Annotated in this window: 20 protein-coding genes; 13 read left to right on the top strand and 7 right to left on the bottom strand. The window is 47.5% G+C overall.

The genetic code is table 11. The features are described from left to right. The first annotated feature begins 178 nt into the window (after positions 1 to 178). Genes QTL79_RS17010 through fliS form a run of 8 tightly spaced genes read left to right on the top strand, consistent with a single transcriptional unit; the run spans position 179 to position 9,616 of the window. Entirely contained in the window at positions 179 to 589 is a 411-nt protein-coding gene (locus tag QTL79_RS17010; protein WP_346356153.1) for a flagellar hook capping FlgD N-terminal domain-containing protein, read from the top strand. 55 nt (positions 590 to 644) lie between these two features. Then, positions 645 to 2,000 (top strand): flagellar hook protein FlgE, encoded by a 1,356-nt coding sequence (locus QTL79_RS17005; protein ID WP_346356152.1) that lies wholly within the window; start codon positions 645 to 647, stop codon positions 1,998 to 2,000. Positions 2,001 to 2,019: 19 nt separating this feature from the next. Further along, positions 2,020 to 3,516 (top strand): flagellar hook-associated protein FlgK, encoded by a 1,497-nt coding sequence (flgK, locus tag QTL79_RS17000; RefSeq protein WP_346356151.1) that lies wholly within the window; start codon positions 2,020 to 2,022, stop codon positions 3,514 to 3,516. 12 nt (positions 3,517 to 3,528) lie between these two features. Then, positions 3,529 to 5,040: a flagellar hook-associated protein FlgK gene (gene flgK / locus QTL79_RS16995; protein WP_346356150.1), complete on the top strand. Its 1,512-nt coding sequence runs from the start codon at positions 3,529 to 3,531 to the stop codon at positions 5,038 to 5,040. Positions 5,041 to 5,051: 11 nt separating this feature from the next. Then, positions 5,052 to 6,752 (top strand): flagellar hook-associated protein FlgL, encoded by a 1,701-nt coding sequence (flgL, locus tag QTL79_RS16990; protein ID WP_346356149.1) that lies wholly within the window; start codon positions 5,052 to 5,054, stop codon positions 6,750 to 6,752. 14 nt (positions 6,753 to 6,766) lie between these two features. Then, positions 6,767 to 8,749, top strand: coding sequence for a flagellar filament capping protein FliD (fliD, locus tag QTL79_RS16985; protein ID WP_346356148.1), 1,983 nt, complete (start codon positions 6,767 to 6,769; stop codon positions 8,747 to 8,749). Positions 8,750 to 8,769: 20 nt separating this feature from the next. After that, complete coding sequence (locus tag QTL79_RS16980; protein ID WP_346356147.1) at positions 8,770 to 9,189, top strand: hypothetical protein; 420 nt, start codon at positions 8,770 to 8,772, stop codon at positions 9,187 to 9,189. Positions 9,190 to 9,223: 34 nt separating this feature from the next. Further along, complete coding sequence (fliS, locus tag QTL79_RS16975; RefSeq protein ID WP_346356146.1) at positions 9,224 to 9,616, top strand: flagellar export chaperone FliS; 393 nt, start codon at positions 9,224 to 9,226, stop codon at positions 9,614 to 9,616. Positions 9,617 to 9,782: 166 nt separating this feature from the next. Here fliS and QTL79_RS16970 read toward each other — a convergent pair whose 3' ends face one another. Beyond that, positions 9,783 to 11,480, bottom strand: coding sequence for a flagellin N-terminal helical domain-containing protein (locus tag QTL79_RS16970; protein WP_346356145.1), 1,698 nt, complete (start codon positions 11,478 to 11,480; stop codon positions 9,783 to 9,785). Between the two features lie 311 nt (positions 11,481 to 11,791). Here QTL79_RS16970 and QTL79_RS16965 point away from each other — a divergent pair, with 311 nt between their 5' ends. Continuing rightward, positions 11,792 to 12,508, top strand: a complete 717-nt coding sequence (locus QTL79_RS16965) for a response regulator transcription factor (RefSeq protein WP_346356144.1) — start codon at positions 11,792 to 11,794, stop codon at positions 12,506 to 12,508. A gap of 130 nt (positions 12,509 to 12,638) precedes the next feature. Here QTL79_RS16965 and QTL79_RS16960 read toward each other — a convergent pair whose 3' ends face one another. From QTL79_RS16960 to QTL79_RS16935, 6 genes are all read right to left on the bottom strand, one after another. Further along, complete coding sequence (locus QTL79_RS16960) at positions 12,639 to 13,019, bottom strand: hypothetical protein (protein ID WP_346356143.1); 381 nt, start codon at positions 13,017 to 13,019, stop codon at positions 12,639 to 12,641. 42 nt (positions 13,020 to 13,061) lie between these two features. Next, entirely contained in the window at positions 13,062 to 13,241 is a 180-nt protein-coding gene (locus QTL79_RS16955; RefSeq protein WP_346356142.1) for a carbon storage regulator, read from the bottom strand. A gap of 89 nt (positions 13,242 to 13,330) precedes the next feature. Then, positions 13,331 to 13,606, bottom strand: a complete 276-nt coding sequence (locus tag QTL79_RS16950) for a hypothetical protein (RefSeq protein ID WP_346356141.1) — start codon at positions 13,604 to 13,606, stop codon at positions 13,331 to 13,333. A 209-nt stretch (positions 13,607 to 13,815) separates the two neighbouring features. Beyond that, the gene (locus QTL79_RS16945) at positions 13,816 to 14,649 is read right to left on the bottom strand and encodes a MetQ/NlpA family ABC transporter substrate-binding protein (protein WP_346356140.1); all 834 of its coding nucleotides are present in this window, start codon (positions 14,647 to 14,649) and stop codon (positions 13,816 to 13,818) included. 26 nt (positions 14,650 to 14,675) lie between these two features. Further along, complete coding sequence (locus QTL79_RS16940; RefSeq protein WP_346356139.1) at positions 14,676 to 15,335, bottom strand: methionine ABC transporter permease; 660 nt, start codon at positions 15,333 to 15,335, stop codon at positions 14,676 to 14,678. After that, entirely contained in the window at positions 15,325 to 16,302 is a 978-nt protein-coding gene (locus tag QTL79_RS16935; RefSeq protein WP_346356138.1) for a methionine ABC transporter ATP-binding protein, read from the bottom strand. Before QTL79_RS16935 ends, QTL79_RS16940 begins: the two co-directional genes overlap by 11 nt. A 272-nt stretch (positions 16,303 to 16,574) precedes the next feature. Between QTL79_RS16935 and QTL79_RS16930 the strand changes: the two genes are divergently transcribed. From QTL79_RS16930 to QTL79_RS16915, 4 genes are all read left to right on the top strand, one after another. Then, positions 16,575 to 17,087, top strand: a complete 513-nt coding sequence (locus QTL79_RS16930; RefSeq protein ID WP_346356137.1) for a hypothetical protein — start codon at positions 16,575 to 16,577, stop codon at positions 17,085 to 17,087. Positions 17,088 to 17,347: 260 nt separating this feature from the next. Next, positions 17,348 to 19,219 (top strand): methyl-accepting chemotaxis protein, encoded by a 1,872-nt coding sequence (locus QTL79_RS16925; RefSeq protein WP_346356136.1) that lies wholly within the window; start codon positions 17,348 to 17,350, stop codon positions 19,217 to 19,219. A 16-nt stretch (positions 19,220 to 19,235) separates the two neighbouring features. Further along, a complete protein-coding gene (locus QTL79_RS16920; RefSeq protein WP_346356135.1) occupies positions 19,236 to 19,514 on the top strand; it encodes an STAS domain-containing protein in 279 nt (92 codons plus the stop codon). Positions 19,515 to 19,633: 119 nt separating this feature from the next. Beyond that, positions 19,634 to 21,091: an IS1182 family transposase gene (locus QTL79_RS16915; RefSeq protein ID WP_346354798.1), complete on the top strand. Its 1,458-nt coding sequence runs from the start codon at positions 19,634 to 19,636 to the stop codon at positions 21,089 to 21,091. Positions 21,092 to 21,113 lie beyond the last annotated feature (22 nt).

Here is a 21,113-nt window from a genome sequence, read left to right as displayed (position 1 = left end):
CAGGAATGGCAAAATGCATCGTATGCTTTGTGAAAAGTTCATTTTGTCTATAGTTAAAACCATCTTTGAATAAAAGGTGGTTTTATTTATTTTGTATTTAGACTTTTATTAATCAGTAGTAAATAGTGTTTTGCGATACTTGGGGAAAGAAATACCGACAATTTCAGGAGGGATAACAATGAGTACAATATCATCAACCACATCGACTTCCTCGACTACTTCGTCAAGCACAACGAGTTCTACGGGTTCGACTACATTAGATACAGATTCGTTCCTTCAAATTTTAGCGGCAGAATTACAGTATCAGGATCCGTCAGATCCTGTCAGTGCAACGGAATATGTAAGTCAAATGGCTACGATTAGCTCACTGTCACAACTGTCAAACATTTATTCGGCGGTAAACAGCGGAAATGCATATAGCTTAATTGGACAAACCGTGACATATTCGACAACGGATTCTTCGGGAGATTCAACGACGGCACAAGGTACTGTGGGTTACGTAACTATTTCCAACGGCACTACATATGTAAATATTGACGGAACCAATGTCAGCTTAGATTCCATATCGGTGGTCGGAGCAACATCGTAAAAACAACGTATAAATCGGCTAGCGTCAATAAAAAATAACGAGGGGGAATTTTCCTATGATGGCATCGTTGTATACCGCAGTGTCGGGATTAAAAGGGCAACAGACGGCTCTGGATGTAATTTCAAACAATATTTCCAATGTAAACACAACCGGGTATAAGTCGCAATCCGTCAGTTTTAGTGATCTGTTGAGTCAAACGCTTAGTTCTGCTTCGGGATCTAGCTCAACAAGCGGCGGAACAAATGCAAAGCAGATTGGTACTGGCGTAAGCGTAGCGGCGACGAATACGAATACGACAGTGGGGAGCACGGAAACGACAGGCGTTGAAACGGACGTATCCATTGGCGGCGACGGATATTTGGTGGTACAAGGAAGTTCAGGCAGTTATCTGTATACCCGCAATGGAGAACTGAGCGTAGATGATGATGGAAATCTCAATATTAATGGTTATGAGGTTTGCGGCTGGCTCAGTACGACGGATGCTTCCGGCAACACGACGGTCACGACGAATAACACGCCAGTGAAAATCAACGTATATTCCGATACCAGCATGCCGGCGAAAACGACGACGGCGATCAGTTTGAATAGCGCAAGCACAAGCGGGAATTATTTGGACTCCGGCGATACGGCCGCTACGACGGCAACGGCATTGACGAGCATTGGTACGACCCCGACCGAGTTTGATAAGACGGCAACGGTAAAAGTGTATGATTCACAAGGCAATGACTATACGGCAACACTCAATTTCAAAAAATGCTATGTGGATGCTACGACTAATACGACCAGTTGGTACTATGAAGTCAGCGGCGATAGCGCGACGATCAGTCCGTCCAGCGGATATATCGCTTTTGATTCGGATGGAAATCTTGTTTCCGGAACGGTGGGGACGGACACTTTTACGACGTCTTCTTCTCTGACGATTACGCCGACTGACGGCTCTACGGCAGCTTTCAGCGCAACACTCGATTTTAGCGGATTGACGAGCACGAATGCCAGCACGACCAGTTCGTCGGATGCCAGCAGCCTTTCTTTCACACAGGATGGGTATGCGGCAGGAACGATGGAAAGTTGGTCCGTATCGACAGACGGATCGATCGTGGTGAGTTACAGCAATGATCAAAAGAAGACGATTGCGCAATTGGCATTGGCAACGTTCAGTAACGCTTCGGGTCTGGAGAAGACCGGGAGCAGTCTGTATTCCAGCAGCAATAACTCCGGCGATCCCGTTTACACGACCGCCGGCAGCGGCGGTACCGGTTCATTAAGCTCCGGCACCTTAGAGATGTCCAACGTGAGCTTGGCTTCAGAATTTACGAATCTGATGATTGCGCAACGCGCGTATCAGGCCAATACAAAAGTAATCTCTACTGCGGATGAAATGCTGCAATCGCTGATCAATATGAAAAGCTAGGGTTTGAGGAGGAGCGCTTATGAGCTCAACGTTTAGTACATATAGCATCGCGTATACGGGGTTGTATGTGAATCAGACGGCTTTGGCCACCACCAGCAGCAATTTGGCAAATGTAAATACGGCAGGCGCCTCGCGGGTTCGAACGGCAAGCGTGGAAATGGATACCGTGCAAAAGTCAGGCTCTTTTACCGGTGACGGGGTCAGTTTGGCTTCCATTACCCGGGCGAGAGAATCGTTAATGGACAAGGTTTATCGAACGCAAAACTCCAGTTCCACCTATTATTCAGTGAAAAGCGGTAATTTGCAGTATCTTGATCAGGTGCTGACGGAGTATGAAGCCAGTTCGGATGCGACAGATTCGGAATCAACGTCGGATTCGGTTGGATTGCAGCAGGAAATCACTGATTTTTTTTCCGCATGGGAAACGGTGTCGGTTGACTCGAGTACGGAAAGCAGCCGTACCAGCGTTATTTCTGCGGGAACATCCTTGGTAGAGATGCTTACGAGCATCGACAGCCAGCTTCAACAACTGCAACAAGAGTCTGTAAGCGGCGTGAAGGAGGGCGTCGACAGCCTCAATGACCTTGCGTCGCAAGTTGCCGATTTGAATGGACAGATCAGCAGTGCGGAAGCAAATGGCAGTGAAGCGACTTATTTGCGAGACCAAAGAGACGCCTTGCTGGACGAAATGTCATCGTTGGCGAATATCAATGTAACGCAAATGAATAATACGATTCAAGTATCCATTGGAAGCATTACGATTGTGGATGGACGTGATTCGTATGCGTTAGAGGTAGACGGAACGGGAACAACAAGTGATCCGTTAACAGTGAAACGGGCAGACATTGATTGCAAGGTGGCGGTTAACAGCGGCAGCATTGCCGCGTATCTGGAAGATGCGGATCAAAGTGGTTATGAAGATATTGATTCCGCCAGCTTGCCGTATGATTTTTCGACGGATGCCAGCAGTTCGATTACGAACATGCGGCAGGCGCTCAATGTGTTGATTACGACATTGGCGGACAAAATCAATACGTTGGCGACATCGGGTGTGGACGGCGAGGGCGAAGCGGGAGAGGCGTTTTTTACGGTCGTTGATTCCAGTAAACCCTTAAGCATCACAAACATAAAGGTGAATCCGAACCTGGTGGACGATCCGGAAAAACTGGTTACCGCATCCAGCAGTGATGATGGGGACAATACAATTGCGAACCAAATCTTAGAGCTGGCCAGTGAAGAGTGTTACAGCTACGGCGGGATTGCAAACGATATTACCGGATTTTACGCAGCGCTGACAAGTTGGATCGGGACAACGGGAGATGAAGCCAGCAACAACTATAAAACGCAAGAAGCACTGACGGAAAGCGTTGCTAACCAACGGCAGAGCATTTCAGGAATTTCTGTAGATGAAGAAACCGCGAATATGATCAAACTTCAGAATGCGTATGCTGCGAGTGCCCGGGTCATGAGCACGGTGGACAGTCTTTTGGCGGGATTGATTGAAGACATCGGGTAAGGAGGGAATAATATGGCATCGACATTTATGGGACTTAGCATTGCAGCGCGAGGATTAGCTGCCAGTCAAGTCGGCTTAAATGTGACGACAAATAACATGAGCAATATTGATACGACCGGATATTCGCGCCAATTAGCAACCCAGACATCCATAGGTCCGGCGGCTGTTTATAGCAGCAGCCTGGTTGGCGGCGGAACGGAAGTGACTTCCGTTGACCGTGTACGAAGTTTTCGTTTGGATCAGAAATACTGGCAAGAGAACAGCGCTTCCAGCGCACTGGAAGCAAAATCGACCTACCTGACTGAAATTGAGAGCTATTTCGGCGCCAGCGATACCGATTACATCAGTACCGCATTAAATACTTTCACGACGGCGCTGAGCACCTTATCCACGGATAGCAGTGATAGTTCCGTACGTGAAACGGTGCTGGGAGCGGCAGAATCATTTTGTTCGACGCTCAATAATGCGTCGACGGAATTGACGCAATTGCGCAGTGATTTGAACACGGAAGTCAGTACGGCAGTAGATCAGATCAATGATTATGCAGCGGGGATTGCCGATTTGAACGGGCAAATTTCGCTGGCAAAAGCAGTCGGCGGATCTACCAATGAACTGGAGGATCAAAGAGATGCGTTGGTCGATAAACTTTCCGGCTTGGTAGGCATTAGCGTAGTTAGCGAAGAGAACGGATCGTTTACCATTAATACCAAGAACGGTACGTTGGTGAGCGGCAAAGAGGCAAACGCGTTAGAGTGCTACACGGTTACCGATACTACAAGCGCGCAGTATGGCATGTATGGGATTCGTTGGTCTGATTCCGGTGAAGATTTCGCAGTAGGAGATAGCGGCTCAATTAGCGGATATCTTGAAATACGGGATGGCTCTTCGGATGAAAGTAAAGGGATTCCCTACTATATCAATCAGCTCAATGAATTTGCACGGTCATTCGCACAGGCATTTAATGAAGGGATCACGGTAGGAGCGACTTCGTACAGCGGGCATGCTGACGGGGCAGGGATTGATGATGCAGAGACAACCGGAATTCGTTTTTTTTCCTATGAAGACTTATCATCGGAGGATTTGATGGCGAGCGGAACGGATACGCAGGCCGTCTATAAAAACATTACGGCAGCCAATATTTCTCTAAGCAAAGACGTGCAGGACGACGCCGACCTGATCGCCTGTGCCTCCATCAGTGGCGAGGAGGGAAATAACGAAAATCTCAATGACATTATCAGTATTTGTACGGATCTTGATATTTCAGGAAGTTCAACCGTGACGGAGAGCTACAATAATATCATTGCGGATCTAAGTACGAGCAGTTCGTATACGCAAACTCAATATGACCGTAAAAGTACGCTTGTTACTTACATTGATACCAGTCGTTCATCGGTGTCAGGCGTTTCAAGCGATGAGGAAACGGTTAACCTGACGAAATATCAATCGGCGTATGATGCATCGGCGGCAGCGGTGAAGACCTGGAGCCAGATCTATGATAGCACCATTAATATGGTCAATGATTAGGAGGGTTGCATGTGCGGATTACCAACAGCATGATTTCAGACAACGCCCTGCGAAATATTACGAAAGCCGCCAATCGATTGGCCAAAGCCAACGAGGCCGCCTCTTCGCAAGAAAAAATTCAATTGGCTTCCGATGATCCGGTCGTGGCAACCCGCGCTGTAAGTTATCGCAGCTATGTTGCACAAATCAAACAATCACAGGATGCTGCGGATGCTGCAGGGAATTGGCAGAAAGCGACGGATGATGCGCTAAGTCAGCTGAGTGACGTGATAGCGAGTGCGAAGGAGCTGACAACCAAAGCGGCAAACGATACCAATAGTGAATCGGATTTGGCGACAATTGCAGATGCGATTGAAACACTGCGGGATCAAGCCGTTTCAATTATGAATACAAGCTATGCCGGACGCTATATTTTCGGCGGCTACAGCACAAGTGAAGAGCCGTATAAAACGGTTTCCAGCGATATCGGCGATACGATTACGTACAAAGGATCTTATTTGAGTCTGGGCGGCGTTGTTTCGGCGGATGTTTCCGACTCGGATCTCATATCGTTCTACAGTATGAATGAAGATGAGGCGTACGAAAGCAACGCTACGATTAATACTACAGCGGCAAAGGCCAAAACGGCGTATGAAAATATTACGACGGCCATTACGACGTATGGAGGAACCACAACGTTGTCGACCGCAACGGCGAGTGCGAAAGCGGCGTATGAGGCAGCTGCGACTGCGGCCGCTGCCGATGCAACGAATACGACGCTGACGGATGCCGCAACGGCGGCCCAAAGCATCTATGACACCTTGAATACGGCGGCTTCTACCTATGGCGGAGCGGCAATGCTAAGTTCGGCAAGCACGGCGATGGAAACGGTAAAGGATGTTCTGGCGGATTGTGTGAGCGACGGGAAGGGAACAACGGCATTGGCGACGCTGGCGACCAAGACGAAGACGTCTGCAGCCTCGTTAACGACGGCAATTACGGCATACGGCGGTACGACGACATTGACGGCTGCGGCTGCTACGGCATTGGCCGATTATAATACCGCAGCCGCAGCTGCTACTGCGGATCCGTCGAGTTCGTCGCTCGCAGCGGCGGCGAAAGCGGCAAAGAGCGTGTCGGATTCATTGGCAGATGCCGTCACGACGTATGGCGGGACAACGACCGTAGCGGATGCTTCGACGGCGGAGCAGACTCTTTCGGATACGTTATCTTCCGCGGTTTCCACGTATGGAACAGCAGCGGAGAGCATTAATTATAATATCGGATTTAGTACGCAAGTCACGGTGAATATTGAAGGCCAAGATGCAGTGGGCGAGGGTGCCGAGAACAATCTGTTCGACACTTTTTCAAAGTTGTTGCTGGCGCTTCAAGGTGACACAACTTATAAAACGGCCAGCGTCGATTCGACAGGAACGGTGACGGTCAGTACCCAGACCATGTCAATCAGCGATTTGATCGATGAATTTTCAGCGGACTTGGATCGTTTGACGTTTGCGCAATCCACGCTTGGCGCACGTATGGATGAAGTCGATGCGGTGTCGGATAAATTGGATGATGCATATACGGCATATACGGGATATATGACCGATAACGAACAGGTGGATTTGGCTACCGCTGCAACGGAAGTGAGCAGTGCGGAATATTGCTATGAGGCGTCCTTGTCAGTGGGGGCGAAGGTCATTTCGAAAACGTTAATTGATTATATTACCTAAGAGGAGGCGAGAAAATGTCTTCAAGCAGCAGTATATCTACGACCACGGTTAATGGAACGACGCGGATCACAGGTTTGGCGTCCGGCTTGGATGTGGACGGGATTGTCGATCAGTTGATGCTTGCAGAACGGGCGAAGAAATACAATAAGCTTACGCAAAAAGAGCAAACGGCGGAATGGAAGCAAACTGCGTACCGTACGATGATTACGGATATTCAGGATTTTAGCAGCAAATATTTTAATGTGTCTTCATCGACGAGTCTGTTAAGCTCAAAGAATTTTTTGCAATATGCTGCGACCAGCACTTCGTCGGCGGTTGCGGTAACGGCGTCCAGCACTGCCAAGGCCGGGAGTCATACGGTTGAAGTGTGTCAGTTGGCTACAAATGCCAGTCTCAGCGGAAGCGGTATCACAAAAGATGTCCAAGGAGCGACAACGCCGGATTACAGCAGTCTCAGCGGTGAAAGTTTTGTTTTGACGCTTGACGGTACGGATTATACGGTGGATTTGGATAATATGACAGCCCAGGATGTCGATGGGCTGCAAGACGCGATCGACGATGCTGTTGGGGAAGGCAAGGTGACTGTCAGCGAAAACTCTTCAGGCTATTTGACGATTACATCCGCAGATTCGGGCGTTCAGGCGATTTCGGTCAGTGCCGCGTCGTCGAGCGACAGCGGCCTGACGGATCTTGGATTCACAAGCAGCGGCGTTCTTTCCAATCGGTTGAGCACTTCGGATACTTTGTCCAGCATTGCGGATCAATTGAATTCGGGCAATGCATTAACATTCGATAATGGATATCTTAATATGACAATCAATGGCGTTTCTTTTTCATTTGATGAAGACGAAACCTTGTCGGATATGATGTCCGAAATCAATAAGTCATCAGCGGGAGCTACGATGACTTACAATTCTACGACGGGAAAGCTGGCATTGACTGCCGATGATACGGGGGCGGGAAGTTCGTTGGTTGCCGCTGACAGCGGAAGCAGCAATTTCATATCGGCGCTGTTGACGACGCAAACGGACGGAAAAGACTCGATTGTCGTAATTGATGATCAACGCTATGTCCGAAGTACGAATGTAGTGACTGTTGATGGCGTTACCTACACATTAAATAAAACAACCACTACCGACACAACGACGACGTCTTCCTCTTGCTCTTCAACCGCAGATACAGTCAGCGTCACGCAAGACAGCAGCGGCGTTTACGATCTGCTCAAGGATTTCGTCGATGACTACAATACCTTGATGGAAACGATCAATGACGCGCTGGATGAAACGGCGGACTCTGATTATCCGGCTCTTACGGATGACCAAAAAGCAGACATGACCGATGATGAAATTACCAGTTGGGAAACAAAAGCAAAAGTCGGGTTGCTGGAGGGCGATTCGACGCTGACCAGTTTTTTGAGCAATCTGCGCAATGCATTAGCGGATTCGATTTCGGGGCAATCAAGCAGTCTTTCCAGCATTGGGATCACCGCAAGCGATGATTATGCAGAAAACGGAAAACTGTCGATTGACGAATCGACGTTAGAAGAGGCGATTGCGAGTAATCCGGAAGCGGTGATGAAATTATTCACGCAGCAGGCATCATCCACATACACCACTTCCTCCGGCAAAACGGCTTCGCTGGGGACGACCGGGATTGTTCGCAGTTTAAATGCGAGCCAGCTTAGCACGCGTTATAAAGAAGAAGGCATTGCCTATCGCTTTTATGACATCATTGCAAAGAACATATCTACCGTTGCAGACAGTTCAGGCAACAAAGGGCTGCTGATTGAGATCGCCGGGACGACGGAGGATTCTTCGGATACGGATAATAATCTGACGACATTAATTGATAAATATAGCGAGCAGATTGATGATGAAAGTGACCGCCTAGATGATTATGAAGATAAGTTATATACAAAATATTCTGCGCTGGAGACGTATATCAGTACGATGAATACCAAGCTTTCTGCGTTATCTTCGTACACCTCCAGTAGCTAGAGTTGGGATGGTGAGTCGGTATGGCGCAGGCGGAAGTAAAAGTTGGATTGTTGCGGCATAAAATAGAGATATTGGAGGCTCTTGCCGCGAACCTGGCGACGCAGTGCTGGGCGATTCAACAAGAAACGATCAAAGGATTGCCTCGGCTGCTAAAAGAGTATGATCGATTGTTTTTAGAACTGACGGAGAATGAAGAACGCTTGGCAGACTGCGGCGAGGAACGAAGAACAAGCGAGGCAGCTTTGCTGCAGGAGGAAATAGAAAAAAAACAGCTTCGATTGATGCAGGCAAGCAGTCACCTTTTACAAAAAGCAGCGCTTGAAAAAGCAAGCGTGTCCGGACGGCTGAAAAGCCGTAACGTGAAGAGACAGGTTCGCGCTCAATATGTTACGTCGTGGGCCGTGCTGACACGGGGACGCCTCATCAATGAAAAGGGATAACGGTAAAAAGTAATAGCGTAGAGGAGGAATGGTTATGTATGCGGCAAATACTGCGAATGCATATAAAAGACAACAGATTATGACAGCGTCGCCGGAAGAATTGACGTTAATGCTCTATGACGGCGCTATTCGATTTATTACGGAAAGTATGGTTGCGATTGAAAAGCAGGATGTAGAAAAGGCGCATAAAGCGAATTTGCGGGCGCAAAATATCATGCGTGAGTTTATGCTGACGACGGATCGTAAGCAAGAAATTTCTAAAAACTGGCTTGCTGTCGATGAGTACATCTTGCATTGCTTGATTCAAGGCAATATGAAAAAAGATCGGAATAAGTTGGCGGAAGCGAAGAAACTGTTGACTGAGTTTCGTGAAGCTTGGGTTTCTGCAATGAAACAAGTGCGTAAAAAAGCGGTTGTAGGAAAGTAGAATAGAATGCAGTATTCATGCAAAAAGACGTGGAAGGGTGAAGCAACATTGAGGAATGTTGCTTCACCCTTCGATTTATATTTTGAAAAATGGAGCCGAGAATTTGAAATCAAGCAAAAGAAAAATGCACTGTACGCCATGCGTACAGTGCATTTTAAAATTAAGATTAGCCTTGCAGCAAAGTCAGAACTTGCTGCGGTTGCTGGTTGGCTTTGGCCAGCATCGCGGTGGCGGCTTGCGTGATGACGCTCAATTTTGTGTAGGTAGACATTTCGGAAGCCATATCCGTATCGCGGATGTTGGATTCGGCAGAGGTCAGATTTTCACTTTCGGTATCCAGATTATTAATGTTGCTTTCCAGACTGTTTTGAACCGCGCCGAGATTGGAGCGTTCAGAGGAAACTTTCTTGATGGCTTTATCGATTACGCTGATTGCGCTGGATGCGGCATCAACGGTCGTCAGATCAATACCGGAGTCGGAATCGGTTCCAGCGACGCCTAAGGCATTAGCATCCATGTCGCCGATCGAGAGGCTCATGCTTTGGTGGGTGTTTGCGCCTACCTGGAACGTCAGTGCAGTGGATGCGTCTACCGTTACGTCAGCGGTGGCCAAAGTCGTTGCGGTTGCCGCTTTATAGGCTGTAAGGTCAGTTGTGGTTGTCGCATCATCGGATGCTGCCGCCTGCTTAATCAAAGCTTCTTTGGCTTTGGCAATGGCAGTGGCGCTGCCGCCAGCGACCGCGGTATTGTAATCGGCGGCGGCTGACTTGTCTGCGCTGGCCGAAGTGGCGCCGGTGGAAGCGCTCATGGCTGTTACCAATGCGTCAAAAGCGGTATTTGCGGTTGCGGTTGCCGTGCCGCCTAAAGTAGTGAGCGCTGCATCGTCACCGGAAACGGTGAGATCGAAGGCTTTCAGCGTGTTTCCTTCACCGACTGCTGTAGCACCGTTAATCGTACCGGTGGCATTGGTACCGTACGTCGTGACGCTTGTGGCTGTGGTGCTGGAAGTGGCGTTAAATAAGCCGGATGCTCCGAGCAGATCATTCGAACCTTTTAACGTGATGCTGGAACTGCTGCCATAAGTGCTGTCGGTCAACTTGATGAAATAGTTGCCGGCTGTCGTCGTATCCAAAGTAGCGGTTACGCCGGTCGTGGAAGTTTCATCATTGATTTTTTCCATGATCCCGCTGATCGTATCGCTGCTTTCGATGTTGATGGTGGTTCCATTGATGCTAAAGCTGCCGGTCAGCGAACTGGAAATGGTACTTGTTGCGGCGGTAATACCGGAAGTGGAGGCCGTGGCCAAGCCGGTAGTCGCTTCAGTAGCTACCGAAGTGTAGTTTACGGTATAGACGCCGGAAGCGGTATTGTTACCGGCGACTGTGTTCGCCGTATCGATTGCGGCGGAATTGGTTCCTGAAACGGCAGTTGATGCGCCGCTGTCGCCGTTGAGGAGTTTTTTGGTATTGTATTCGGTATCGTTGGAGATACGATCAAGTTCCTGGCGCAACTGATCCGTTTCATCTTGGATGTTCGAGCGGTCATCATCCGTCAATGAATCGGTGGATGCCTGTACCGCCAATTCGCGCATGCGTTTAAGAATAGAAGTTGTTTCATCCAGAGCGCCGTCTGCTGTTTGTGCTAGCGAAATTGCGTCTTGGGAGTTGCTGCTGGCTTGGTCGAGGCCTTGAATTTGCGCACGCATTTTTTCGGAGATCGACAGGCCAGCCGCGTTATCGGCCGAACTATTGATGGAATAACCGGAAGAGAGTTTTTGCAGCGATGAATTCATGAGCGAGCTGTTCTTATTCAACTGATTGGTGGTGTTTAATGCGGACATGTTTGTGCTGATTACTAACGACATAATAAATTCCTCCTTGATTTTTAAAAAGTAGCTTCCATGCATCCTAGGGCTTCAAATAATTTAGATATCGTTTGCTGTTCGCTGCATAGCATCACTCCTTAGTCTTTTCTTACTAAGATATTCGCGGCGAATTATTTAGTGTTTATTAATAAAATGGCGTGTTTTACAAAAAAATATATAATCATTTATTATTTTGCAAATTACGCTATGATTAAGCTGAAATTTAATAAAAGTTTAATAAAGTTATGTCAGAATGTAGATTATCTAAGGATGGATAATTTACACAAGGTTGTGGCCAAGTAGGTGTTGTAGTGAAAATACTGTTAATCGAAGATGAGCTGAAGTTAGCGGATGCACTAGCGTATTTGTTGAAACACAATGGATTTGTTGTCGATGTTGCCAATGACGGTGAGATCGGTATTGAAATGGCCTGCACGAATGTTTACGACATTATTATTCTGGATCGAATGTTGCCTGGTTTAGATGGATTGTCTTTGCTCAAAGAATTTAGAAAACTAGGGTTCAATACCCCGATTATTTTTTTGACGGCAAAAGATACGCCCAATGACAGGGCAGAAGGATTAAATGCGGGAGCCGACGATTATTTAGTCAAACCATTTTCTAATGTGGAGCTGGTCGCACGATTGCAAGCGTTAGCGCGGCGAAGAAATACAGAAATCGTCAACAATGTTCTGACAATAGGAGAGATGGTTTTTGATCCGCAGCGAGCGCAGGTTACTCAAAACGGCATGGTAATTCAGTTAACTCTAAAAGAAGCGCAAATCTTAGAACTTCTGATACGGAATCAGGGGCAGGTAGTAACAAAGCAGAGAATTATTGAAAAGGTATGGGGCTATAATTCCTATGCAGAAGAGAGCACAATCAATATTTATATCCATTATCTGCGTAAGAAAATTGACTTGCTCAATATAAAGACCGTACGAGGGATGGGATATTATTTGCAAAAATGCAGCAATATGGCCATGGCAAAGGGTGTGCTTGCGTCGGCGCATTCGGCTACATCGTAAAGATCAGATACGTCAAGTAGTCAAGTAATAATAAAAACGTCACACCGATAAAGGATTCCTTTAAAGGTGCGACGCTTTTATTTTAGAAAGCATTAATTAGTGGTGCGAAATTTGAGAGGAAGATGAAAAATTACTTAATCCGGGAGAAGGATGGAGCAGTCGATCGATAAATATCAATTTCAAATTGAAGGCGTTCGATAATTATTTGTTTTAATAGCTGATTCATTTCGTTAGAAGCGCTCTGAATCGTTTCATCGATTGCCGCTAGTAGTGATTCGGCATCTTGGGTGGAAAGATAGGATGGAAAATCCATTTTTACAACAGGGGTATAAGAACGGCTGGCGTAGCGCAAGACAAACTCCGTCATCCGGTTAGAAATGTAATGGATAAAATCATTGTCGGTTGAAATTTCTTGTAAGTATTCAAACAGAACATTTGTAATGGTTTCTCGCGGTGTTTCTTCAATGCTGCTTTCTTTCAGGGATGGAAACAAAATAAGCTTTGCCGTCATGCAAAAAACCTCCTTGTCTATGAGGAAAGAGAAGATCGTAGACTATTGGTTTTCAAGAAGACATGATTCGTGATCTTCATACAATTCTCCACGAAGAATGTGAAAAGAGCGAGGGGCGTCAATTGCCAACCGCAAATCACCTTCAGTGCTTTTAACAACTTTGACCATGATGTCTTTTCCGATCATTACATATTCACCCGCTTTTCTACCTAATACCAGCATGGCGCTTCCTCCTATGAAACTAATTTTACTCATCCTATCATCTCATGATTGTATTTAGTTTTAATTAAATATGAAAGAAAAGAGCTTGCTTATATAGACGAAGGTGAAGCTGTGAAGAATGCTTCTAAGCTGTTTGGAGCCGTCGTTTCTGGACGTGTTAATTGCGATTCGATAAAAATCCGCATCATTTCTTGATGCACGATTGTGGAGTCGTTGGATTGATTTGCAATAATGAGCCGCTCAAGGCTCGTCTTGCTGGCATATGGAAGAACTTCATTCAAAAAGTAGTGTTTAGCAGCATCGGTATCAATAGACAATTTTTGAGCAGAATGAAATTGAGAGAAATCAATCAGGTTGGTTTTCATAGATATCACGCTCCCTATAGTAATGAGTAGAATGGTAAGATATTAATGCTTATTTAGCATTATACAAAGCGATTATTAAAATAGTGTTTAGTATTTATGAAAGGAAAAAACACATGATGAAACGGAAAGCATATATTGTAGAAAAAGAAGAAAAAAAGAGGAATACCAAAATGAATCTGGCAGTCCTCTTTTTGCGTTGTGAATTATTTTTAGAACAGCGGAACAATCGCGCCTTTATATTTTTCTTCTAAGAGATTTTTGACTCGATCCGACTGCAACGCTTTGGTCAGGCGCTCGGCGGATTTTTCATTGTTGGCGCCTTTTTTTACGGCAACAATGATGGCGAATTTGTCGCTTTCGCCGTTGTCTTCAAGAGCCAGCGCCGTTTTAGGGTCGACGCCGCCTTGCACGGCGATGATCGAGTTGATGGTCGCTGCATCCACGTCATCTAAGGAACTGACCAGTTTCATGATATCCATTTCGACAATTTGCAGATTTTTTTTATTTTCCGTGATATCCAATTTTGTCGGCGAAGCAACATCGTCTTTCAGTTTGATCAGTGAGTTGCTTTGCAAAACCTTGAGCGCACGGACTCGATTGCTGGGATCGTTCGGAATGGCGACAGTTGCGCCGTCTTTCAAATCGGCCAGCTTGCTGACTTCTTTCGAGAAAATTCCCATGAAATATTTTAACGTGCCGTTGCCGTATTTAACGAGCGTAGTACCTTTGTTCTGGTTAAATTGGTTCAGGTAGGGTTCGTGCTGATAATAATTGACGTCGACGCTGCCTTCTTGCAGCGCAATATTTGGCGTGACCAGATCGTCAAATATCTTGACGTTCAGCGTGTAACCATCTTTGTCGAATTCTTCTTTGGTCGCTGCAAGAATATCTTTAAATATCGGCGAGGTTCCCACGGTAATGCTTTTCTTTTCCTGTCCGGAGGCGGGGGATGTTTCTTTCGCCTGATTGCTGCAACCGCCGATCAGCAGGGCGAAGAGAAGGAAAGTCAGAAGGAATAGGGTCGATTGTTTTAACAGTTTCATCAGTAGAACACTCCATTTCATATTGCTTATTTTAATATCTTGTAGAAAAAGTTTCCTGCTGCCTGCAAGAGCTGAACGAGGATAATCAGGACAAACACGGTCCCATACATAACGGTATTATCAAAATTGGCATAACCGTAAGTGATTGCCACAGCGCCGAGCCCGCCCGCACCGACAGCGCCGGCCATCGCAGTGCAGCCTAGAATTGCAATGACGGCCAGCGTAATGCCGGAAATGATCGACGGCAACGCTTCGGGAAGCATGATCTTAAAAATGATTTGCCTTTTGCTGGCGCCGAAGGATTTTGCCGCTTCAATCAAGTCTTTATCGACTTCGCGCAGACTGCTCTCGATAATTCGTGCGATAAAAGGCGCACCGGCGAGCGTCAGGGGCACTAAAGCGGCTTTTTCGCCGATCGAGGTGCCGATGATGGCTCGGGTGAACGGGATGATCGCTACAATCAAAATGATAAAGGGAAACGAGCGGACAATGTTGATAATCGTATCAAGAAACTGATAAATGTAAGGATTGGGTTGAAGACCGTTTTTATAGGTGACAATCAGAATAATCGCCAGCAGCGTGCCGATCAGGGTGGCCAAAAGCGTAGACACGCTGACCATAAAGAGCGTGCGGGACAGTTCAGGGACTACGATTTGAAGTAGGAGACGCGAAAGTTCATTTTCCATCCGAACGGATCACCTCCCAGGTTACATCAAGCTTGCTCAGGTAAGCCGTCACTGCGGAGACCTGGGTTTCGTCAAGGCGGATGACGATGGTTCCGAGCACGGCGTCGCGGTATGGTTCCAGTGAAGCGCGGGAAATGGCGAAGTGGATGTCAAGCGTACGCGCCATATCGGAGAGCCAGGTGCTGTTGGCGTCATTTTCCTGATAGCTGATTTTTATTTGCGCGCCGTTTGTCAAAGAAAGTTCCGTTTCTTCGTCGCCGAGCAAATTCTTCAAGGATTGCGGTTGGTTAAGAAAAATCTGGCTGACGCTGCCGCTCGCAGTGATTTCGCCATCTTCCAAAATCGAAACTTTATGGCAGAGTTGGCGTACGACGGACATCTGATGCGTGACGACGACGATGGCGATGCCGAACGTTTCATTGATTCTTCGCAGCAATTGAAGGATCGAGGAGGTCGTTTTCGGATCGAGGGCCGACGTCGCTTCGTCACAGAGCAGAATTTTGGGGTTAAGCGACAAGGCGCGGGCAATCGCGACGCGTTGTTTTTGTCCGCCGCTCAATGCGCGCGGTTTTTCGGACATCTTGTCTTCCAGATCGACTAAGCGGAGCAATTCTTTAACGCGCCGGTCGATTTCCGCAGACGGATAGCCCCAGCATTCGAGCGGCAAGGCGACATTCTGATAAACCGTTCTGCGTTCCATCAAGGAAAAGTGTTGAAAGATCATGCCGATGTTTTTGCGGAAATTGCGAATCTCTTTCTCGCTATGGCTGCGAATATCAAAACCTTCGACGCGTAGCGCGCCGCCGTCGTATTGCTCCAAACCGTTAATGCAGCGCAGCAGCGTCGATTTTCCGGCGCCGCTGCGACCGACAAGGCCATAAATTTCACCGGCTTCGATGCGCAGATTGATGTTTTTTAAAACCGGAGTATCACTATACGATTTTTGCAGATTGTCAACTTCAATCAAAAGCTATCGCTCCTCTACCTGTTGCAGTATTATCCATGGTCGAAAAAAATACCGCCGAAGAATAGCGGCTTACTGGAATCCACATTATGACAAAATAATACTTTATATACAATAATTCTATAGTAGAATACTATTTTGTCAATGTGTATGGCTTTGTGACATCGTTATTTCGTTTGTAGAAGATGGAGGCAGGAGAAGGGTTTTTACAAAAAATGGTGAAAGTCATTAATATGAAAGTGAAAATAGGCAAAGCAGTTGAAGGTGGGAATCATATGCAAAAGAAAGGCTATGCACTGTTGGGGATGGTGATCATGCTATTGTTTTGCCGGCCGGTTGCAGCTGCGCCGGTTGATTTTTCCGGAATTGGCACGGTGGATTTGGGCGATGCCGTGCAGGTGAAAGAAGGCGGCAATCCGAGCGGCGGCAAGGATTATAAATTGCTGGTCAAGGATGGCGCGGTTTGGCGGGGGCTGCGGATTTTGGCGGCGGCGAATCTGCCTGAGAGCGGCGCGCTGGATCCGGTGTTTGTCCTGAATCAGGTGATTGATGAAAAGGCGAAGGGCAGCAATATTATCGAGAGCGAGGAAGCGAAGGCGATTACCGTCAATGGCTGGCCGGGCGCTACCGGGGCTGTCAAGATGACGGTGGAAGGCTGGGTGATGAATCTCGATCTGGTCTATGTGAAAAGCCCAAGCGGCATCAAGATGATGGCCTTTGCCTGTGCGGACAGCGATACGCCGTACTGGCGGCCGATTATCCGAAAAATAGTGGACAGCATTCGCTGAGGCCAGGGGTATGATCAAGTAAATCAAAACAGGCGGGAAGAATGAATGGACTTCATTTTACCGGCTGTTTTCGTTTATCCGATGAAAAACAGGAATGAGAAGAAATTCAGTAGGAAGAGAGGGAATATTTTGCAAGGATTATAAGCCATAACCGTCCACTGCTAAGTTTACGAAACGATAACAAACCGATAATCAAATCGATGTTGGCGGATGGTATAGTGAAGGCGATGACACAACGCTGCAAGATGATAGGTGGTAGTATGAAGGAAAAAATGGTCCGCGGTTTCGTTGAATTGGTGCAAGACTGGCACGACCGAGTGCTCACGCTAAAACAGCGTTTGGGGAGCGGAGGTACTGTGCGAAAAGTGGGACTGCGCGAAAAATTGATTCTGATGCTGGGCGTGTGGGCCTTTTTGGCGGTGGCGGGCAGTTTGGCTGGATTGGTTGCGATGCAGACAGCCAATGATCGCTTGGTGGATATGTACAACCAACGTCTTGTTGCGCTGCGACAACTGAAAGTGGTATCGGATTTGTATACGGTGAATATTGTAGATAGCAGTCATAAGCTGCGCAACGGCAATTTAAGCTGGCCGGTTGCCAGGCAGCGGGTAACGGAAGCGCAAAATCAATTGCAGACGGCCTGGCAAGCGTACCGTGCACAACCGCGTACAGGCGAAGAAGAACAAGCGGCGATTCGAGCCGAACTGCAGATGAATATCGCCAGTATGGAAATCCAAAATCTGCAAACGATTTTGCTGAAGGAAGACAAGGAACAACTGGGCCGATTTATGATTGAAGTACTGTATTCGAGCATTGAGCCGGTTGCCGTACAAATGTCGGAACTGATCGATTTGGAATTAGTATTGGCCAAGGCGGAATATGAAGCGGCGCAGGCCAGCCATGCCCATTGGGCGAAACTGTTTTTGGCGCTTTTGACTGCGGGCATTCTAGTAGGTTCTGTTTTGGCGGTCAAGCTGTTGCGCAGTTTGCTGAAACAGATTAGTAGCACGGCCACAGCGGTAGAACGGGTTGCAAAAGGTGATCTGAGCGGTTCGCTGGCGATCGTTGCTACGCAGGATGAATTGGGACGACTGCTTAACGGTGTGAATGTGATGACGGAAAATTTGCGCGGCCTGGTGCAACATTTGGCTGAGTCGGCCTGTCAAGTGCAGGATTCGGCCAAGCTGGTTGAGGGAACGGTGGGGGAACTCTCTACGGTATCGGCAAACATCGCGGAAACGGGGCAGGCGTTACGCGGCGATGCGGCGTTGGGACGGGAGACGTTGGTCGAAGTGGCGCGTTCGCTCTTGGAATTGTCGGCACTGGTCAGCGTGGCCAAGGAACGGGCGCAAGATGCGGGCAAGCGCGCGAAGGAAACAAGGGAAGTGGCGATGGAGGGACAAAACCGCGTTTCGCTGGCGGTAAACCGGATGGAACAGCTGCATCGCCATACCGACGGCGCTCGTACACTCGTCGATAATTTACAAGAGTGCTCGAAACGGATCAGTGATATTAATCGAACGATGACGGCGATTTCATCGCAGACAAAATTACTCAGTTTGAATGCGGCGATTGAAGCGGCCAGATCTGGTGAAGCGGGACGTGGTTTTAACGTGGTCGCGCTTGAAATTGGCAAGCTGGCGGAACTGTCGAGCGGCAGCGCGGCTCAGGTTGCGGCCTTGATCAGGCAAATGACGGACAGCAGCAAGGCGGTTGCCGATATGATGCGTGAATACGGCGGCGAGGTGGTACAAGGAACGACGATTGTTACGCAGGCTGGCGATGCGTTGTCGAATATTTTACAGGCGGTGGCGAATACGGTCGAAGATATTGAAGACATCGTCAGTGTGACGACGGAAGAGGTGGCGCAATCGGATGCAATCGTTGAATTGATTGATTCGCTGGCCAATGTGATCGACAACAGCGTAAACCGCGCGGATGATTTGGCGGAGTTATTGCAGACGAACCGGAGCAGCGTTGCGGTCTTGGCAGCTGGCACGGAAGAAAATCGCGAATTGGCGGAACAGCTTGGCCAGGCCGTGGCAGGGTTTCATCTGCCAGACGCACCGGAGACGGTTCGTAATACGATAGAGGCGACGCTACGTGAGAAAAATAATCAAGCTGTGGCTTGAAGAGGGGGAAATGAAAATGAATGAGCATATTATGTTGCCGCCTGATTTTAGCGGCAGAAACGCGACGCAGGCGCGCAATGCGTTTTTGCAATTGGTCGCGCCGGGCGTGAAAAAAATTATCGCCGACGGCAGCCGAGTCGATGCGGTCGACGCCGTCGGACTCGGCGTGCTGGTCATGACGCAGCGGCGCTTGCAAAAGCAGGGCGGGGAATTGGTACTACAGGGAATGTCGCAGCCGATGGCTGTGATTTTGGATAAGGTGCGCCTTCGTAGCTCGTTTGGCGTTCCCTTATAAAATTGGTTAAAAGTAAAACAGGGATTGTCTTATATAAAAAGACAATCCCTGTTTTCAGACTGTAGACAAAACTCCACTCCCGCTAATGATATGATAAAATCATTAGCGGGAGTGATTTTATGTACGAGAAAAAAGATCGAAGTCAACAAAGCCAAATTGAATTCTTCTGCTTAGAAGATTTAGTACCGAAAGATCATATATTACGAGACATTGAACGAGCCATCGATTTTCGCTTCATCTACGACGAAGTCGACGGTTTATATAGCGACTCCGAACGAGGCAAACCAGGAATTGATCCGGTGAGTCTGTTTAAGATCGTACTGATTCAATACCTGTTCGGCATTCGTAGCATGCGTCAAACCATGAAAGAAATTGAAGTAAATATGGCTTACCGCTGGTTTATCGGATACGGCCTTACCGAAAAAGTCCCGCACTTTTCAACCTTCGGCAAGAATTATACCCGGCGTTTTCAAGGAAGCGATGTGTTTGAGCGGATCTTTATGCGCATCCTGTACGAAGCAGTAAACTGCGGTTTCATTGATGCAAGTTCCGTATTCATTGACGGAACCCATATCAAAGCACGAGCCAACAAAAAGAAAAGCGCAAAAGTGTTTGTGCCGATTCCGGCCAAGCAATATCAAGATGAACTGAATGCGGAAATTCAAGCCGATCGCGAAAACCATGGCAAGAAACGGTTAAAAGATAAAGACGACGATGAAAATCCGCCGCAAGGTAAAACCATCACGCAAAGTACGACGGATCCGGAAAGCGGCTTGTTTCATAAAGGCGAGCATGAAAAATGCTTTGCCTACGTAACCAACACGGCTTGTGACCGGCATAACTTCATATTAGGATACGAAGTCGCAGCGGGCAATGTTAATGACAGTCGATTGTTTGATGAACTGTATGAACGAGTCGTCAGTTATTTCCCTGAAACCGAAACCGTTGCCGTCGATGCGGGCTACAAAACGCCCTGGATTATGAAACAAATTATCGACAGTGGCCGAATTCCTGTCGTTCCCTACAAGCGTCCTATGACAAAAGAAGGGTTCTTCAAGAAATATGAATACGTATATGATGAATATTATGAATGCATGATTTGCCCTGGCAACCAGGCGCTTGGCTACAGTACGACGAATCGTGAAGGATATCAAGAATATAAAAGCGATGCAAAACAATGCAAAGTGTGTCCGCATTTAGAGCAATGCACGCAGAGCAAAGCGCATCAAAAGCAAGTCCAAAGGCATGTATGGGAATCCTATCTGGAACTTGCTGATGAGTATCGGCACATGCCGATATATCGCGATATTTACAAATTGCGCTCGCAAACAATTGAGCGTGTCTTTGCAGATGCAAAAGAAAAGCATGCAATGCGCTATACGCAACTGCGTGGCCTGCAGAAAGTGAAAATGCAGGTGACGCTTACTTTTGCATGCATGAATCTGAAAAAACTGGCGACCTGGAAGAAACGCAGGGGTATATTACCGCCTGTTTTTCAACGTTTTTTCGAAAAACTGCGTTTTTGCAGTGAAAATTGGATAACTGAAATTGAAAAATGCACCTTACGCTTTGCGTAAAGTGCATTTTGTCGACGGTCTG

It is taken from the genome of Azotosporobacter soli (assembly GCF_030542965.1).
Lineage (GTDB): Bacteria > Bacillota > Negativicutes > SG130 > SG130 > Azotosporobacter > Azotosporobacter soli.
This window is presented reverse-complemented; position numbering and strand designations above follow the sequence as displayed.

Excerpts from the sequence above, each read along its gene's own strand:
- QTL79_RS17010 (WP_346356153.1), top strand. The coding sequence starts at position 179 with ATGAGTACAATATCATCAACCACATCGACTTCCTCGACTACTTCGTCA.
- QTL79_RS17005 (WP_346356152.1), top strand. The coding sequence starts at position 645 with ATGATGGCATCGTTGTATACCGCAGTGTCGGGATTAAAAGGGCAACAG.
- flgK (WP_346356151.1), top strand. The coding sequence starts at position 2,020 with ATGAGCTCAACGTTTAGTACATATAGCATCGCGTATACGGGGTTGTAT.
- flgK (WP_346356150.1), top strand. The coding sequence starts at position 3,529 with ATGGCATCGACATTTATGGGACTTAGCATTGCAGCGCGAGGATTAGCT.
- fliD (WP_346356148.1), top strand. The coding sequence starts at position 6,767 with ATGTCTTCAAGCAGCAGTATATCTACGACCACGGTTAATGGAACGACG.
- QTL79_RS16980 (WP_346356147.1), top strand. The coding sequence starts at position 8,770 with ATGGCGCAGGCGGAAGTAAAAGTTGGATTGTTGCGGCATAAAATAGAG.
- fliS (WP_346356146.1), top strand. The coding sequence starts at position 9,224 with ATGTATGCGGCAAATACTGCGAATGCATATAAAAGACAACAGATTATG.
- QTL79_RS16970 (WP_346356145.1), bottom strand. The coding sequence starts at position 11,480 with ATGTCGTTAGTAATCAGCACAAACATGTCCGCATTAAACACCACCAAT.
- QTL79_RS16960 (WP_346356143.1), bottom strand. The coding sequence starts at position 13,019 with ATGACGGCAAAGCTTATTTTGTTTCCATCCCTGAAAGAAAGCAGCATT.
- QTL79_RS16955 (WP_346356142.1), bottom strand. The coding sequence starts at position 13,241 with ATGCTGGTATTAGGTAGAAAAGCGGGTGAATATGTAATGATCGGAAAA.
- QTL79_RS16950 (WP_346356141.1), bottom strand. The coding sequence starts at position 13,606 with ATGAAAACCAACCTGATTGATTTCTCTCAATTTCATTCTGCTCAAAAA.
- QTL79_RS16945 (WP_346356140.1), bottom strand. The coding sequence starts at position 14,649 with ATGAAACTGTTAAAACAATCGACCCTATTCCTTCTGACTTTCCTTCTC.
- QTL79_RS16940 (WP_346356139.1), bottom strand. The coding sequence starts at position 15,335 with ATGGAAAATGAACTTTCGCGTCTCCTACTTCAAATCGTAGTCCCTGAA.
- QTL79_RS16930 (WP_346356137.1), top strand. The coding sequence starts at position 16,575 with ATGCAAAAGAAAGGCTATGCACTGTTGGGGATGGTGATCATGCTATTG.
- QTL79_RS16925 (WP_346356136.1), top strand. The coding sequence starts at position 17,348 with ATGAAGGAAAAAATGGTCCGCGGTTTCGTTGAATTGGTGCAAGACTGG.
- QTL79_RS16920 (WP_346356135.1), top strand. The coding sequence starts at position 19,236 with ATGAATGAGCATATTATGTTGCCGCCTGATTTTAGCGGCAGAAACGCG.
- QTL79_RS16915 (WP_346354798.1), top strand. The coding sequence starts at position 19,634 with ATGTACGAGAAAAAAGATCGAAGTCAACAAAGCCAAATTGAATTCTTC.